Origin of the sequence: Paenibacillus sp. J23TS9, from assembly GCF_018403225.1 — a bacterium.
Classification (GTDB): domain Bacteria; phylum Bacillota; class Bacilli; order Paenibacillales; family Paenibacillaceae; genus Paenibacillus_AQ.
This window is the reverse complement of sequence record NZ_BOSG01000004.1, coordinates 77,599-93,373: the sequence shown is the minus strand read 5'-3', so window position 1 is coordinate 93,373 and position 15,775 is coordinate 77,599. Positions and strand designations below refer to the sequence as shown.

Here is a 15,775-nt window from a genome sequence, read left to right as displayed (position 1 = left end):
AAAAGTCATAATATTCCCGGTCAGGTGGGGATATTACATTCGTTTTGAAACCGCTACCAACTATAATTTCCAGTATGAAGGCTAATCCAGAACACATCAAAGGAGGCAGCGGTAATCTTATGAAGGTAATGAAAAAAACCCACTGGACACTATCACTATTGCTTATATGTTCCTTAGTTCTTTCAGCTTGCGGCAGTTCGGGCGGATCAGACAGCTCGTCTAACGGCGGGAAGGGGGGCAAAAAGACGCAGGTACGGATTATGACGCGTCTTTCCGGTTCTGATCTGAAATCCAAAGCATTTAATGAACTTCTGGACAAGTTCAAGAAGGAGAATCCGGACATCGAGGTCGTGAACGAATCGGTTAATGATGAAACCTCGTATAACAACAAATTTAAAACGGCCGTTGCGACAGGCAATGTTCCGAATATCTGGATGAATTATGGAGGTCAGTCCTTCAAGGTGTATGCCGAGAATATCGCGATGGATCTTCAGCCGGTTCTTGACGAGGACAAGGCATGGAGCGGTGCGTTTAAGCCCCTGTTCAGCGGATGGCAGTACAGCGATATTCAGGGAACCTTTGCGGTTCCTATGGAAGATAGCAGCGTAGCGATCTATTATAACAAGGATCTGTTCAAGAAGGCAGGCGTAGAGCCGCCAAAAACGATTGAAGAGATGACAGCACTTGTCGAGCCTTTCAAGAAAATTGGAGCCGTACCGATGCTGATGGGGGATAAGGAAAACTTCCGCGGTGGACATTTGATCAACAATCTGTCCTTCAAGCGGTTTGGGTTCCAGAAGACAGAAGACCTCATCAGCCGTAAGGCAAAATGGAATGATCCCGACATGTTTCAACTGTTCCAGCTCATGAAGGACTGGCAGTCTGCCGGAGTTCTTGGGGACAATATCGTCACACTCGATTCCAATGGCACTACAGCGCAGTTCCTTGCAGGAAAGAGTGCGATGCTGTTCGAAGGAAACTGGGCGATCTCCCAGCTCTCATCTTCGGATATGGCTGATCAGATCGGCGTCATTCCATTCCCTTATTTTGCAGATCATCCGGAGAATAAAGACGTCTGGTTCGGAACAGCTGGCGGATACTCGGTATCCAAGTCCATCTCGGGAGCCGAGAAGGACGCTACGATTAAACTTCTGAAATACTTAACGAACGAGGATGCATTTAAGTATTTTGCACAAGCGACCAAAGGAGGCACGTATCCGGTGAATGTGGAGCTGGATTCCTCCCAGATCGATCCGGTGACGAAGGAGTACATGGAAGCTCAGAAGAGCGCCAAGACCTTCCTGTCTGAAATCGAAACCTACGATAATATACCTTCGCTTCAGGACAAGCTGCGCAGTGAAATTCAAGGGATGTTTGCAGGTGCAAGCCCGCAGCAAACCGCCGACAACGTACAGAAGGTCGTTGATTCGAATCACTGATCGTTTACTTACGATAATGATGAACACAGCCGCCGGCAGCTCACAACCTTTATGGAGAGAGTCCCGGCGGCTCTATCATTCACAGCCTAAGAACGAAGCGGAGGGAATCGCGTGAACAAACGAAAAGCATACGGGGCGATAGCAATTTTGCTTTTACCCGGACTTTTACTATATACGATAGCCTTTATTTATCCGGCTATTCAAACAGTGTATCAATCCTTTTTCGACTGGAATGGCATATTTAATGTTCCCTTGACTTTCGATGGAATCAACAACTACAAGGAAATGCTGGATAACCCGAACTTTTACAGATCGCTGAAGAATGTAGGACTGTTCATTGCTGCATCGTTTGTCCTGATTCTGCCCATCGCGCTCTCATTGGCGCTGGTTGTGACAAGCCGGATGAGGGGCAAGCGGTTTTTTAAAGTCGCCTTTTTTATTCCTTCCATCCTGCCGCTCACGTCGGTGGGTCTGATGTGGCAGTTTCTGCTTAAAAGCGATGGCCTGGTCAATAAGCTGCTGGAAATGTTCGGCCTCAGCTCACTGACGCATGACTGGCTGGGCGAGCCTGCGCTTGCCATCTACACGGTCGTTGTCGTGAATGCCTGGATCTACTGCGGGCAGAACATGATTATTTTCGCAAGCGGGCTGGTTGCCATTCCGGATGAAATCTATGAGGCAGCTTCATTGGATGGAGCGAACAGCTTCCATAAACTGAAGCATATTACACTTCCTTTAATGAAGGAGATCTTCAAGGTGTTCGCTGTTCTAGCCGTTACCCAGTCGATCCGTGTATTCGGACAAATCTACGTTATTACAGGCGGAGGCCCGAACGGCGCGACGGATGTGCCGACGACGCTCCTGTACAATGAAGCCTTTAAGTTCAATAACTTTGGCGTCGGTAATAGTATCGGTACCTTTATGATCGTAGCCGCCCTAGTCGTAACGGTACTCATGAACTTCCTGACGAGCTCCAGAAGCCGTGCCAAGAAGAAGGGGGTGCAGGCATGATTAAGCTGAAAAGAACTCCGGTATATGTTTTCTCCGTTATTGCAGCTGTCATTTTCCTGTATCCGCTGCTTTATTCCTTTTTCTCCTCGCTGAAGGACAACGTGGAAATTTACAACAACTCGGTCTTCTCGCTGCCGGATGTATGGCGCTGGAATAACTATAAGATGGCACTCGTGGATGCCAAAATCAGCCGGGCGATTCTAAACTCTTTCATCTATGCGATTCCCGGGACATTCCTGTGTTTGGTGCTGTCGCTCATGATTGCTTTTGTGCTATCCAGGTACAAGCTTCGAATGAATGGATTTCTTTACAATTACTTTGCTATCGGACTCATGATCCCCGTCTTCTCCCTGATGATTCCGATCTCCAAGGTTGTCGGAGCGCTGCATCTGTTCAACAGTTATCCGCTGATGATTGTGCTCTATGGCGTATTCGAGATGCCGCTTGCGATTTTTCTCATTACCGGATATATGAAGGGCATCAGCAAGGAACTGGACGAATCCGCGATTATAGATGGCTGCGGACCCATCCGCTTGCTGTTCCAAATCATTGCCCCGCTTACGATGCCAGCGGTATCGACTGCCGGAATACTGAGCTTCTTCGATATTTATAATGATCTGGTGTGGAACGTCATTCTCATATCGGATCAGAATATGAATAACATCTCCATGGCGCTGATGTCTTTTGTCGGCCAGCAGGGATCTTCTCAGCTGGGGCCAACCTTCGCAGGCATCATGCTGACGATTGTGCCAACCATTGTTGTCTATTTACTGTTCCAGGAGAAAGTGGAAAAGGGACTTAGCGCAGGGGCCGTCAAAGAATAAAAGGACAATTGTAAGCCTCACTAAAAGCCGGATCTATCACATCGATAAGTTCCGGCTTTTGCGTTGTCTCCAGTCTTTTATAAGGAGTAGGGTTCTCGGGCTTCAATGCGGGGTTTACCGGGATCAAGTTTGTATTTTGTGATAAGCCGCCGGTACTCGCTGGGGGAGCATCCTTTCAAGCGTTTAAAGGCACGGGAAAATGTGTAGAGATCAGGATATCCCACGGATAACGCGATTTCACCGATCTGTAATGCGTCATCCTTGAGCAGCTCGCCCGCACGCTCCAGCCTGAGCTGCTGCACATATTGCTGCGGTGATAGGCCAACCTTCTGCGTGAAAACATGTGAGAAATGAGAGCGATGGAGACCGAACATCCGGGCAGCGGTCTCTACACGAAGTAATTCGGTATAGTGCAGCTGGAAAAAACTCACAGCCTCGGCTACCCAATGCACTTCAGACGTGTTACCGGCAGGTGCGTCATATAAGGGCTCTCGTTCCAGTTCCTCAAACAGACGATAGGCTGCAGACATCAGTCTCATGGTGGACAGCTGCTGCGGGCCATGATGCCATATGACCTCTTCGATTGCTTTCAATCGCTCCAGGCACTCCAGAGTCATTGCCTCTTTCCTGTAAGGCTGCTTTCCATTGAGACCGATCATCTGCATCAGCTCCCGCATCTGAGGCCCTTCCATGGTGAGCCATACCATCCGGAGCGGTTCGGCAGAATGAATCCGGTATTCATACGTTTGGTGCGGAAACAGACAGAAAATATCATCGGTACCCAAAATGACCTGCCTGCTGCCATAGCTTAGCTGTAATTCTCCGCTTACGATAAAATGAAGACCGTAGCTGTCGATCTGCTTCGGGCCGACATGATAATGTGGCTTTGCGTCATTTCTTCCGGCTCTGACAAACCAGAAACCACCTGTACGCTCATATCCGGAAGGCATGTGATGCCACAGGTCCGCAAATTCTCCGGTATATTCCTTCAATTCAATCCCACCTAACATTTTGTTAAATACATTATGGCATTCCCTTCTTTTTCAAGACAAGATAAACTTCAAGAGATAAGTATTAAATCAGGAATACCTTACCGCTAGAAGGGAGAGGCAGTATTGAAGCATCCAAACATTCTGCTTATTACCAGTGATCAGCAGCACTGGAACACGATCGGTGCCCTGGGCAGCGAAGTACATACGCCCAATCTGGACCGGCTCGTCAAGGAAGGAACGTCATTTACTCGGGCGTATTGCCCGAATCCGACCTGTACGCCTACGCGGGCTTCCATCATAACCGGCATGTATCCGAGCCAGCATGGAGCCTGGAGTCTGGGGACAAAGCTGCTTGAGGACCGCCGAACCGTGGCGGAGGATTTTGTGGCGGCAGGCTATCAGACATCATTGATCGGCAAAGCGCATTTCCAGCCTTTGCGGGGCACGGAGGAGTATCCATCGCTTGAGGCATACCCGCTGCTTCAGGATCTTGATTTTTGGAACTCATTCCACGGACCGTTTTATGGCTTTGATCATGTGGAGCTAGCCCGCAACCACACCAATGAAGCACATGTGGGACAGCATTATGCGCTCTGGATGGAAGAGAAGGGGTTCGATAACTGGCGGGATTATTTCCTGGCACCTACAGGATCGATGGATCCGGCAATCAAGCATACATGGCCGATTCCGGAAGAAATTCACTATGATGCATGGATCGCGGAGCGGACGAATGCGATGCTGGAACAGTATAAGCAGAAGGATGAGCCGTTCTTTTTATGGTCGAGCTTCTTTGATCCGCATCCTGATTATCTGGTACCCGAGCCGTGGGACCGTATGTATGATCCGGAAGAGCTGACCATTCCAAGTGCGGCTCCAGGCGAGCATGACATGAACCCGCCGCATTTTGGATTGACGCAGGAAGAGAAGCCGGATTTTAGCCATTTGATGGAAACGGGCAAGGGCATTCATGGTTATCACTCTCATCTTTTACCTGAGGCAGAGCGCAAGCAGCTCGTAGGAACTTACTATGGCATGATCAGTCTGATGGACAAATATATAGGCAAAATCCTGGATAAGCTCGATGAGCTGGGTTTGACCGATAACACGGTTATCGTGTTCACAACGGATCATGGACACTTTTTCGGGCAGCATGGATTGCAGTACAAGGGCGGCTTCCATTACGAGGACCTCATCAAGCTACCTTTTATTGTAAGGTATCCTGGTCATGTTCCTGCCGGCAGACAGTCAGCTGCCATCCAGTCTCTGGTGGATCTGGCCCCAACGTTCCTCTCCTTATGTGATATTCCGGTTCCCGCAATCATGACAGGGGTCGATCAAAGCGGGGTATGGAAAGGCGTTCAGGATCAGGCGCGTGATCATGCCATCTGTGAATTCCGACATGAGCCAACTACCATTCACCAGAAGACGTATATTGATGCGCGCTATAAAATAACAGTATATTACCGCCAAACCTACGGCGAAATCTTCGATCTCGTGAATGATCCGGAAGAGCTGAACAATTTATGGGATCATCCAGCTTATGGAGTACTCAAAAGCGAGCTGCTTCTAAAATATGCGTGGGCTGAGCTCGGCAAAGAACCAATGCCCATGCCGCGCATCTGGGGAGCATAACGATCAGAAACCATCCACTTTTCATGCGGATGGTTTTTTCGTTTGTTGTCAGGGCCTTTGCCCGCAGGTGATCCTGTTGTATAATCATAGAAACCAACGTACCTTTCATTTCTATATACTAGACAACTCAGTGACCCGACTTAAGAATATATGCGTGATTCTTAAGCCGGGTCTTGTTGTCTCTGAGCAGATCAATACTACCCGGAGAAGCGGGAGAATAAGAGGGACATCATGACGAAACATTCCGAATTCATTCAGCAGGCAGAACAATTTGTAAAACAGGAGTTATCCGGTGAAGCGAGCGGTCATGACTGGTGGCATATCGAGCGTGTGAGAAACACGGCCTTGGAGATCGCCGGCAAAGAGCATGCGGATGCGGTTGTGTGCGAGCTGGCGGCATTGCTGCATGATGTGGCTGATGAGAAGCTGAACGACAGTAAAGAAGCGGGGCTGGATAAGGTTCGCTCCTGGATGCTAGGGCATACCACTGACATGGATCTGATCGACCAGGTGATGGACATCATTTCGACCATGTCTTATAACGGTGGCAAAAATCCGCCGATGAAGACGCTGGAAGGCCAGGTCGTTCAGGATGCAGACCGGCTGGATGCGCTTGGCGCAGTCGGAATTGCCAGAACCTTCGTATACTCGGGTGCCAATGGGCGTATTATTCACGATCCCGATCTGAGTGAGGAGATTCTTGCACAGGAGGATTACCGGTCGAGCAATAAAACGGCCATCTATCATTTTTATGAAAAGCTGCTGAAATTGAAAGATTTGATGAATACCTCATACGCCAGAGAGCTGGCGGAGCAAAGACATGCGTTTATGAAGCTGTATTTGAAGCAGTTCTACAGTGAATGGAAGGTCCGGAACTAATCCGGCACCACCCTTCCAAATACCGGTTATTGAAAGGAGTCATTCCATTGAATACCGCCAACCGAATTACGATGGCACGGATCGCGCTGATTCCGCTTTTCATGCTGTTTTTTACAAAATGGCCGGCATGGCTGGCTGAAGTCAGCGGGATCATCCAGTTCTTGAACAATTATGGTTTATACATAGCCATTGGGATCTTCGTGCTTGCTTCCGGAACAGACAAATTAGACGGCTATGTCGCGAGAAAATATAACCAGATCACCAATCTGGGAAAGCTGCTGGACCCGCTCGCCGATAAGCTGCTGATTTCCGTCGCGCTGATCATGATGGTACAGGCAGATATGATTGCTTCGTGGGTGGCTGTGATTATGATCAGCCGGGAGTTTGTCATCACAGGTCTTCGCATGATTGCTTCCGCTCAAGGCATCGCTTTGGCCGCGGATAAGCTTGGGAAATGGAAAATGGTTCTGCAGGTGGTAGCGATCGTGGCTGTACTGCTCGGAAATTATCCTTTTCAGTGGTTTACATCCATCCGGGTGGATAACATCCTGATGCTGCTTGCGGTATGCCTGACGCTGATTTCGGGGATCAACTATCTCATTCAAAACTTCAAGATCCTCAAGCTGAATGACATGTAGTACTAGCAGCTTTTTTTAAAAAAAGGGGAGGTTTTTTCGATGACACATTCTTTTTCCTTTCTGCGTATTGGTTATGTTTACATACCTACGACCCGAATCGATGAGTCTATTGCATGGTATACCGAGCATCTGGATTTTAAGCTGATGGACAAGTTTGAAGACCGCGGTTCCCTTTTGGCTGTGCTTCATCATCCGCATTTGAACTCCATCGCGATGCTTCTGATCGAAACACATGTTAAGCAGCAGCTGGAAATCACGAGAAACGGTAAACCATTCCCCATCATGGCTTTAAACTGCGCTGATATTAAGTATACATACGATAAGCTGAAGAATTCAGGAGTTGCGGTGGAAGAGCTTCATACGTTAGGTGAGGGCGAGGCGAAATACTTTTATTTCAGAGACCCTGAAGGCAATCTGCTGGAAGCAGCTTGGTCGAAATGGGACCCTCAGGATGAAATTAAGGATCATTTCAAGTAGGAACCCCAGAGCTTAGAAATGAGAAGCGTCTGAGGATGGAGGGTATCATGAAAAGGGTAGCAGTACTCATGTACATCTTCTTTCTGTTCGTTCATACGGAGGCATCGGCAAGTTGGGCTTATCCATTCGTGGTATATCATAGCAGCGTGTATGTGGTTACAATGGAAGAGGTGAGTTCGGAGCTTATCGGCAATCAAATTGGAAAAGTAACCCGCTTCTCCGACAAGGAAGGCACGTACCGCGGGAATTTCTCCAATCAGTATCCGAAAGGAACTCCTTACTATGCGATCAATGGCATCGATTCCAAGCAGCAGATTGCTGTAAAAACGGATGCCGAAACGTATATAAAAGCCGTATATCAACGAACATATGCTGCTGATGAAACATCAAAAAATAACGGATTATGGTGGATGTATATGATAGGAGCTGCCCTATTGGCCTTGGTCGTCCTCGTCGCAATCAATCGCCGCAGCAGGCGTAGACAATGAACCTCCATGATCCATGGGAAAGGAGATAACAAGAATGAAACAAAAGGTTGTCATTGCCGGAGGAACGGGTTTTATCGGAACCTATCTGGAAAATCAGTGTAAACAGCTTGGCTATGAGGTGTTTATCATTTCCAGACGAGCAGGCCATATTTCATGGGATGATACGAACGGGATCCGGGAAGCGCTGGAGCATGCTGACATGCTGATCAATTTGGCGGGTAAATCCGTGAACTGCCGTTACAATGCGAAAAACAAAGCCGGAATTATGAACTCCAGAACGGAAACAACCATGATTCTGGGACAAGCGGTACTGGCCTGTGAGCATCCACCGGCTCTTTGGATCAATTCCAGTACAGCAACCATTTACCGGCATGCGGAGGACCGGCCCATGACGGAAGTGCACGGAGAGATCGGATCCGGTTTTTCGGTGGATGTGGCCAAGGCATGGGAGCAAACCTTTTTCTCATTCTCTGTTCCCCAGACCCGTCAAATAGCACTCAGAATAGCCATCGTTCTCGGACAGGGCGGAGGCGTTATGATTCCTTATCAAAATCTGGTCCGGTTTGGACTCGGCGGCATTCAGGGACCCGGCAGCCAAAAATTCAGCTGGATTCATCTGCATGACATCCTTGGTATTATTCTATTTCTGAGAGACCATGCAGAGCTGAGCGGGGTTTTTAATGTCTCGTCCCCGAACCCGGTGAACAATCGGGAGTTGATGCAGGAGCTTCGCCAAGCGATGAAAATGCACTTTGGCCTGCCTGCTCCAGCTTGGATGCTGGAAATGGGCGCCGGTGTCATACAAACGGAAACCGAACTGATTCTCAAAAGCCGCTGGGTCATCCCGGAGAGACTGGAACAGGCGGGATACCATTTCAAATATCCTACACTGAAGGAAGCTCTCAACGAAATCATTCCCTCATAAATATTGGGGTTAGGGCTTTAGTTAATTGCAAAAGAGAGGTACACTACTTATATTGGTCCTTTATCCGATACTTTCCTGAAGGGAGCCTCAACCATGTCTTTAGAAGCTACAAATACGCTGGAAGAGAAGCTTGCCAAAGCAGTTAACGAGCCCTCTGCCAGACCTGACTTTTATAACGAACTGCGAAATTCCGAAATCTACACGATTCAGGGCGGGACAACCCCTGTGCAAGAAAAAACGGAGCTGACCGCGGGGCAGTCCGTACAGCTTTTGAGCGTTGAAATGAATGGAAAAAGATACGTACCTATTTTTTCTTCACTCACCCGCATGCAGGATTTTATCAAAGAGCCGGTTCAATACCTGGCGATCAATGCACTGCATTTTTTCCAGTTGACCAAAGGCGCGGATATCCTTCTTAACCCGGGTTCCCCTTTTGGCAAGGAGTTTAGTGCACGGGAAATTGAATCGATCCTGGATGGTTCCGTGTTTAACGCTCCAGAGGCTTATGTGGTGGAAAAGAATACCCAAACCATGATTGGTCCGCCATCAGAGCCGCCGGCAGAACTGCTGGCTGAACTCAGCACCCTCTTTGAACGGTTGAAAAATGTCATTTGCGCTTATAATGCCCAATCCTTTAACCCGCGCACCGACAGAGCGCCGCGTACCCTGATTGCGGTTAGCTATATCGGCAAAGGCGACAACATTATTGCCGAGGCCGGCAAAGTGGCTGAATCGGTACAGGTACAATTCCCGCCTGTAGAATTCATTGAGCTGAATGGTAGCTCTGGGCTGGAGAGTTATTTTGAAAGCCAATGCAAGCCGTTTTATCTGAAGGAGACCTTCTGATCTGTTTCAGATGCTGCAAATACCCGAGTTCCGGCCATGCCGGGATTCGGGTATTTTTTATGTAAAATGCTAGAATGAGATATACCCCTGAATTAGGATTTAGTGTAAAATAGTGGGTGATTGTTATGGCCGCAGATATTCACATCCGAGTACAGACAAACCTGGCTGAGTACATTGCCGGTTTTTTTGTGTTCAAAAAAGGCGTCTGGAGGGAGTCATCGGATGTCCGTTAAAAAGTGGTGTATAGCTGTTATCGCGATTTTGCTGGTGACCAATGGGTTGACGCTCGGCTTGCTGATGATGAGGAATTCCAGTCAGGATAAGCTTTCGGGAAGCGGCAAGGCTTGGGAAGCCTTCATGCTGAATGGGAAAAGCCAACATTGGCAGGTGAACCATTTCATGATCATCAGAACGGCATCTTCCACCTATCGGGGTAAAGGAAGTTTAACCTATTTGGGCGCCCCCGGGAATATTCAGGATTCCACTTATTTCAGCTATTCGTTTTATGAGCAGCCTGCGAATGAAACGCCACAGGCGGTTCTCAGTCACACCGAATCATCTATTAACGGGTCAGTCAGTCTTTTGGATAACACGAAAGAAATTGCTTCGATTCAAGGCGCGCCATATTTCTGGGAACTCGAAGAAACCAAGGAAGATCTGGGATACTCGTATATGGAGATGAGCTGGAAAGACAACCAGGGAAACATGCATACCGAGAAAATACCAATGTCGGTTACAGAAGAGTACGAAAGTATGGAATAACGACTGAGCAAGTTTATGCGCTGAGATTTCAATAAGAGAGGAAGATGAATTTGGATACCGGAACAGGAATTATCGCTATTATTCCATTAATCATTAGTTTGGGATTTTTTGGTTTGGGGATTGTCTGCATGATTTTATTTATCCGTTTCGCTGTACGGGCGATTAAAGCACTCGATATCTATTTGGCTGAAAAATCCCATAGATTAAGATAGATTACAGCAGGGAAAATGTGTATAATTTTGTTAAAAAATGAGCCGTGCTGCGGCATGTATGACATGCCTGGCCAGGTTTGACAATTCGTTGGAGGATGATAGAATGAGTAAAATTGAGTACTCCGTTCAGGTTCGATTGGTGTCAGATCTCGCCGCATCCAAGGATTTCTATGAAAAGGTGCTTGGCTGCGAGGTGAATGACTTCTGGGCTGTTCGTGATGAATTTGCGCTTGGCTTCAAGCTGCTGCAGGCCGTAGAACCGGGAGATGTGCAGCCGAACAAGAAGGGGAAAGACCAGGCGGCTGCATGGGATACATATGCGTATGTCGATACGCACAATGATTTGGATCAGCTGTACGAAGAATTGAAAGCCAAAGGAGCTCAATTCATTCAGGAGCCTGTTCTCACGGAGGCGGATTGGGGAGCTTGGAAGGAATTTTCCATTACGGATCCGGATAACTACTCCATTGGCTTTGGATCGGGTAAGAAGGATTAAGAAGCACGATAACCCGCCGCTGTCATGATGCGTAGTGACAGCGGCTTTATTTTTTTAGGAGGGGGCTATGAATATGAATAATGGTTCAGGCGGTTACGTGGTTGGATGGGGGACATTGGCCCTAATCAATGCCGGACTAGCTCAAGGGAAAAACCGGAGTGGACTGAACTGGTTTCTGATCTCGCTTTTGATCGGCCCCTTGGCAACGCTATTTATCGTAGTCTGGGACAGAAAATGAGTATGCAGCGATTTTTAATCGGGCAGTATGGTTCATTTGACCAGCATAAATTCGACCGGGATTTCCGCGATGAATTTTACGGGATTGAGGCCTGTCTGCTCCAAACGGAGGAGGATGTTCTGAAGTTAATTCAGGCTGCGCAGAAGCATTCCTTCCAGGTGGGCATTCATTTTCCGCTCCGGGATCGAGGGCTCGTTATCCGCGATGCCCTGTTTCTCTCGCCCGATGAAGAGGAACGGAATCAAGCATACCGATTGATTCAGGATGGGCTGGATGAAGCTTTGCGGATGGGGCTGGATCCCGCCTATATTTTGTTTCATTATCCCAAGCCGGTCATTTTGGATGATCGGGTGGACTGGAGCAGATGGCATTTCAGTGACCGAAGGGAATATGTTTACGAAAGTAAGTATTCCTTCGAAGAGTATAAGCAGCGGACGGAGGAGCTTTTTCAGTGGCTGACAGAGCGAAGCAGACAATACGGCTTCGTCCCTGTACTGGAATTCGATGCACTGAACAAATATGTGTATGATTCAGATGTTTTAGAGGAGCTGCTGCAGAAGTACCACCTGATCCGGCTTTGTCTGGATACCGGAAGACTGTACCTGCAGGAGAGAAGGGATCCATCCTTTCAATCTATCCCGATCATGCGGAAATACGCCAAATATGCGGAAGTCATCCATCTATGGAATTTGCAGTACGGTGACGGCTTTATCAAGCTGCGATACCCGGTTCTGCCTGAGCAGCTACGGTCCGACGGCTGGGCGCCGATCGCCGAATATCTCCACATCATCAGGCAGGAGAATCCGAATGTGAAAATCCAGTTTGAGCACCGTTCAGATTTGGTCAGCGATGAGGATTTGCAGCGATGCTACGAGTGGGTTTCGAAGCTGATATCGGCCATTCCAAATAAGAAAGGAGCTGAATAACGATGGAACAATGGGCGTATAAAACAGTCAAGTATAAAACAGGCGGCTTTCTGGGAGGGAAGGTTGATGAGGAGGAGTTCGAGGATCTGCTGAACAGCTACGGCATTGACGGCTGGGAGCTTGTCTCCTGTTTTGACACCAGCGTCAATCAGGGACAATCCAGGGATGTAATCGCAATTTTTAAGCGGAAAGTATAAATTTTATAAATCTTAATGAGTAAAAGCACACAACACCCGCGCATCTGTGGTGGTTGTGTGCTTTTAATTAACGTGATCATTGTTGTTGTTTAGCTGCAAATTCCCGCAGTTCAGGAACGGTAGGATTGGCCATGATAATGGCCGCCTTCAACCTGGATCGTTTGTCCGGTGAGGAACTTCGATTCATCCGATGCAGCTTCATTCTTCAAACCTGAATGCCATGTTAAGCTATTTAGGAAAAGTGGATAAAATGTGGCGCTTCACTTACACTAATAGGATACAGGGCAGAAAAAAGCCTATTTTAACGAAGAAGGAAGGCCTACGACTTGTCTTACGAATGGATTTTATTAGATGCAGATGAAACTTTGTTTGATTTCAAGATGTCCGAATCGCTCGCGTTGTCCAGCGTACTTACGAGCATGAAACTTGATCCGATGGATAAGGCGATAACGGATTGCTATAACCGGATTAATCACGGGCTATGGCAGGAGCTGGAGCAGGGTTTGATTAATTCGACCGAGCTGAGGGTGGAACGTTTCCGGAGATTTTGTCTGGAACAGGGACTGAATGAGGATGCAGGCATCATCAGCGACCGATATATTGAATCGCTCTCGGAGCAGGCGTTTGTTCTGGCCGGAGCGCTGGATCTTTGCCTCTATTTGAAGGAGAACGGTTATCGCATGGCGATTATCACCAATGGCATCAAGCAGGTACAGTTTGGGCGGATTGGCCGCTCAGAGCTCAAGGATTTCTTCGAAGCGGTGATCGTTTCCGAGGATACGGGCTTTCAGAAGCCGCAGCCGGGCATATTTGAGCATGCCTTTTCCAAAATTGGAAGCGCGGAGAAAGAGAAAATGCTGATGGTCGGAGATTCCCTGACCTCGGATATTCAAGGCGGAAACAATGTAGGGATAGATACGTGCTGGTATAATCCGAACCGTCTTCCGAACACAACAGGCATTGTACCAACCTACGAAATCCATGACTTGGCTGAGCTGAAAGAGATTCTAGAGCGCAGCAGAGCCTGATTGATATATGAAAGCGTATCGTTCATGACAACAATTTGACGTGGCTGTAACCTTATTGTGACGATTTGGCGCAAGGGATGATTTATAGTAAATCTATAAGATCACCGCGCCCGATTGGAGCTATTCCGGGATTTTTTCTTCAATCTCGTTTGAAAATAACTCAGCAGGGTAATGGATGATATGGAAATGAAATACATTGTCCATAAAGGAGATATTTTCAATGAAAAAAATCACGCTGCTTGCTACCCTCATGATCGTCGCCCTGCTGAGCTTTATCACATCGGCCAGTGCAGTCGGAACGGATAAGGAATACACACCGGTTCCTCCGAGCGAGGACACAGTAACAGCCTTGATTTCTACAATACAGCAGGATAATGGACACCTGAGTATTCAGGCAGATCCGATTGATTGGTATGAAGGCGCCGCAGCCGACCAGAAGTTTGCGGAACAAGATAAGGATGCAGCTGAGGAATTAGGCGGAGCACCTGACGGCTATTACATTGTGAATGATGATAAAACGCTTCAAACCTACGAAATCGCTCCAGATGCAACGGTGCTGATGCAGCTTTATGACCACGATGGAACCTACGAAGGTATGGAGATCAAGTGGAACGAAGCCGTATCGCTCGACAAGTATTTGGCCATTATGAACAACGACAAGCTGATGGACATGAAAAGCTTCCCGTATTACCTGACGATTCAGGACGGCAAAGTCATCAAAATTGTACAGCAGTATATCCCTTAAACAAAAAGATCCGTCATCTTCTGGATGGCGGATTTTATTTTGTCAGGATGAATGTTAAAATATTGAAGCAATTCCTGAACTAAAGATATGAATGAAGGTGATAAGTTGGAACAAAGCACTATGAAAAGGGTTAGTCCCCTATACAGGTTCCTCATATTCGGGTATCTGGAAGCCCGATCCTGCATTTTTCCGGCGGTTATCTTTTTGACGCTGGCTGCTTCGAAGCTGCTGCATATCCCTTTTTTACCGAGATATGATTTTATTCTGCTGGTATGCGTCCTTGCGCAGGTGCTGATGCTGGTATTCAAACTGGAAACCTGGGATGAATTTAAGGTGATCTGCATGTTTCACATCATCGGGCTGCTGCTCGAATTATACAAGGTACATATGGGATCGTGGTCGTACCCGGAAGCGGGTTGGAGCAAAATTGGCGGCGTTCCTCTATACAGCGGCTTTATGTATGCTAGCGTAGCCAGTTATATCTGCCAGGCTTGGCGGAATTTGAATCTGCGGATCACCAACTGGCCGCATGCTTTTTGGACCGTGGGTATCAGTATCCTCATCTATCTGAACTTTTTCACCCACCACTATGTTTGGGATATCCGCTGGTGGCTGACGCTGCTGCTGGCAATCATCTTTTTTAGAACGGTCGTACATTTTGATGTTGCGGGTAAATCCTACCGGATGCCGATGGTGTTGTCTTATGTGCTGACTGGCTTCTTTATCTGGGTAGCAGAGAATATATCCACCTTCTTTGGAGCGTGGCAGTACCCTGACCAGGATCATGTCTGGAGAATTGTACACATCGGAAAAATCAGCTCCTGGTTCCTGCTCGTGGTGATCAGCATTATCATCGTTGCACAGTTGAAAAGAGTGAAAGAAAATGAACAGGCAGCCGATCAAAGCGCTTCTCCCCTGCAGGAGCAGATCAAATAAACAACGCAACCCAGCACCGATACGGTACTGGGTTGATTTTTTGTCTGAAGCTGTATCGTTTTCGGAGCTCTCTATGGCAGGGTG

20 protein-coding genes and 1 pseudogene are annotated in these 15,775 nt (G+C 47.7%); 19 read left to right on the top strand and 2 right to left on the bottom strand.

The features are described from left to right. Positions 1-119: 119 nt before the first annotated feature. The 3 genes from KJS65_RS21930 to KJS65_RS21920 all read left to right on the top strand — a co-directional run bounded on the left by KJS65_RS21930 (position 120) and on the right by KJS65_RS21920 (position 3,274). A complete protein-coding gene (locus KJS65_RS21930; RefSeq protein WP_244864714.1) occupies positions 120-1,439 on the top strand; it encodes an extracellular solute-binding protein in 1,320 nt (439 codons plus the stop codon). A gap of 111 nt (positions 1,440-1,550) precedes the next feature. Then, the gene (locus KJS65_RS21925; RefSeq protein WP_213651983.1) at positions 1,551-2,450 is read left to right on the top strand and encodes a carbohydrate ABC transporter permease; all 900 of its coding nucleotides are present in this window, start codon (positions 1,551-1,553) and stop codon (positions 2,448-2,450) included. Next, positions 2,447-3,274 carry a carbohydrate ABC transporter permease gene (locus KJS65_RS21920; RefSeq protein WP_213651982.1) on the top strand — a complete coding sequence of 276 codons (828 nt, stop codon included), beginning with the start codon at positions 2,447-2,449 and terminating at the stop codon, positions 3,272-3,274. The genes KJS65_RS21925 and KJS65_RS21920 overlap by 4 nt, the downstream gene beginning before the upstream one ends. A gap of 77 nt (positions 3,275-3,351) precedes the next feature. Here KJS65_RS21920 and KJS65_RS21915 read toward each other — a convergent pair whose 3' ends face one another. Next, positions 3,352-4,266, bottom strand: a complete 915-nt coding sequence (locus KJS65_RS21915) for an AraC family transcriptional regulator (RefSeq protein WP_213651981.1) — start codon at positions 4,264-4,266, stop codon at positions 3,352-3,354. Positions 4,267-4,389: 123 nt separating this feature from the next. Between KJS65_RS21915 and KJS65_RS21910 the strand changes: the two genes are divergently transcribed. The 13 genes from KJS65_RS21910 (at position 4,390) to KJS65_RS21850 (ending at position 12,982) form a co-directional block, all read left to right on the top strand. After that, the gene (locus tag KJS65_RS21910; RefSeq protein ID WP_213651980.1) at positions 4,390-5,898 is read left to right on the top strand and encodes a sulfatase family protein; all 1,509 of its coding nucleotides are present in this window, start codon (positions 4,390-4,392) and stop codon (positions 5,896-5,898) included. A gap of 231 nt (positions 5,899-6,129) precedes the next feature. Continuing rightward, entirely contained in the window at positions 6,130-6,777 is a 648-nt protein-coding gene (locus tag KJS65_RS21905) for an HD domain-containing protein (protein ID WP_213651979.1), read from the top strand. Positions 6,778-6,824: 47 nt separating this feature from the next. Continuing rightward, on the top strand, positions 6,825-7,415 hold the full coding sequence (pgsA, locus tag KJS65_RS21900; RefSeq protein WP_213651978.1) for a CDP-diacylglycerol--glycerol-3-phosphate 3-phosphatidyltransferase: 591 nt from the start codon (positions 6,825-6,827) through the stop codon (positions 7,413-7,415). A gap of 39 nt (positions 7,416-7,454) precedes the next feature. Further along, entirely contained in the window at positions 7,455-7,892 is a 438-nt protein-coding gene (locus tag KJS65_RS21895; protein ID WP_213651977.1) for a VOC family protein, read from the top strand. Positions 7,893-7,939: 47 nt separating this feature from the next. After that, the gene (locus KJS65_RS21890) at positions 7,940-8,380 is read left to right on the top strand and encodes a hypothetical protein (protein ID WP_244864713.1); all 441 of its coding nucleotides are present in this window, start codon (positions 7,940-7,942) and stop codon (positions 8,378-8,380) included. 34 nt (positions 8,381-8,414) lie between these two features. Then, entirely contained in the window at positions 8,415-9,305 is an 891-nt protein-coding gene (locus KJS65_RS21885; protein WP_213651976.1) for a TIGR01777 family oxidoreductase, read from the top strand. A gap of 93 nt (positions 9,306-9,398) precedes the next feature. Next, on the top strand, positions 9,399-10,151 hold the full coding sequence (locus KJS65_RS21880; RefSeq protein ID WP_136603953.1) for an enhanced serine sensitivity protein SseB C-terminal domain-containing protein: 753 nt from the start codon (positions 9,399-9,401) through the stop codon (positions 10,149-10,151). 222 nt (positions 10,152-10,373) lie between these two features. After that, positions 10,374-10,913: a hypothetical protein gene (locus KJS65_RS21875; RefSeq protein ID WP_213651975.1), complete on the top strand. Its 540-nt coding sequence runs from the start codon at positions 10,374-10,376 to the stop codon at positions 10,911-10,913. A gap of 50 nt (positions 10,914-10,963) precedes the next feature. Next, on the top strand, positions 10,964-11,125 hold the full coding sequence (locus KJS65_RS21870; RefSeq protein WP_213652384.1) for a hypothetical protein: 162 nt from the start codon (positions 10,964-10,966) through the stop codon (positions 11,123-11,125). 103 nt (positions 11,126-11,228) lie between these two features. Next, positions 11,229-11,621, top strand: coding sequence for a VOC family protein (locus KJS65_RS21865; protein ID WP_213651974.1), 393 nt, complete (start codon positions 11,229-11,231; stop codon positions 11,619-11,621). 67 nt (positions 11,622-11,688) lie between these two features. Next, positions 11,689-11,859 (top strand): hypothetical protein, encoded by a 171-nt coding sequence (locus tag KJS65_RS21860; protein ID WP_168928801.1) that lies wholly within the window; start codon positions 11,689-11,691, stop codon positions 11,857-11,859. Between the two features lie 2 nt (positions 11,860-11,861). Beyond that, complete coding sequence (locus tag KJS65_RS21855; RefSeq protein ID WP_213651973.1) at positions 11,862-12,785, top strand: sugar phosphate isomerase/epimerase; 924 nt, start codon at positions 11,862-11,864, stop codon at positions 12,783-12,785. A gap of 2 nt (positions 12,786-12,787) precedes the next feature. Continuing rightward, entirely contained in the window at positions 12,788-12,982 is a 195-nt protein-coding gene (locus KJS65_RS21850) for a DUF4177 domain-containing protein (protein ID WP_213651972.1), read from the top strand. Between the two features lie 76 nt (positions 12,983-13,058). On the opposite strand, the pseudogene KJS65_RS29965 reads toward KJS65_RS21850, so the two are convergent. Next, positions 13,059-13,176 (bottom strand): annotated as a pseudogene (locus KJS65_RS29965) (oxidoreductase); the annotation flags it as partial. 132 nt (positions 13,177-13,308) lie between these two features. On the opposite strand from KJS65_RS29965, the gene KJS65_RS21845 reads away from it, so the two are divergent. The 3 genes from KJS65_RS21845 (at position 13,309) to KJS65_RS21835 (ending at position 15,691) form a co-directional block, all read left to right on the top strand. After that, positions 13,309-14,010: a YjjG family noncanonical pyrimidine nucleotidase gene (locus KJS65_RS21845; RefSeq protein WP_213651971.1), complete on the top strand. Its 702-nt coding sequence runs from the start codon at positions 13,309-13,311 to the stop codon at positions 14,008-14,010. A 220-nt stretch (positions 14,011-14,230) separates the two neighbouring features. After that, positions 14,231-14,755 (top strand): hypothetical protein, encoded by a 525-nt coding sequence (locus tag KJS65_RS21840; protein WP_213651970.1) that lies wholly within the window; start codon positions 14,231-14,233, stop codon positions 14,753-14,755. Between the two features lie 120 nt (positions 14,756-14,875). Then, positions 14,876-15,691, top strand: a complete 816-nt coding sequence (locus KJS65_RS21835) for a DUF817 domain-containing protein (RefSeq protein ID WP_213651969.1) — start codon at positions 14,876-14,878, stop codon at positions 15,689-15,691. Positions 15,692-15,775 lie beyond the last annotated feature (84 nt).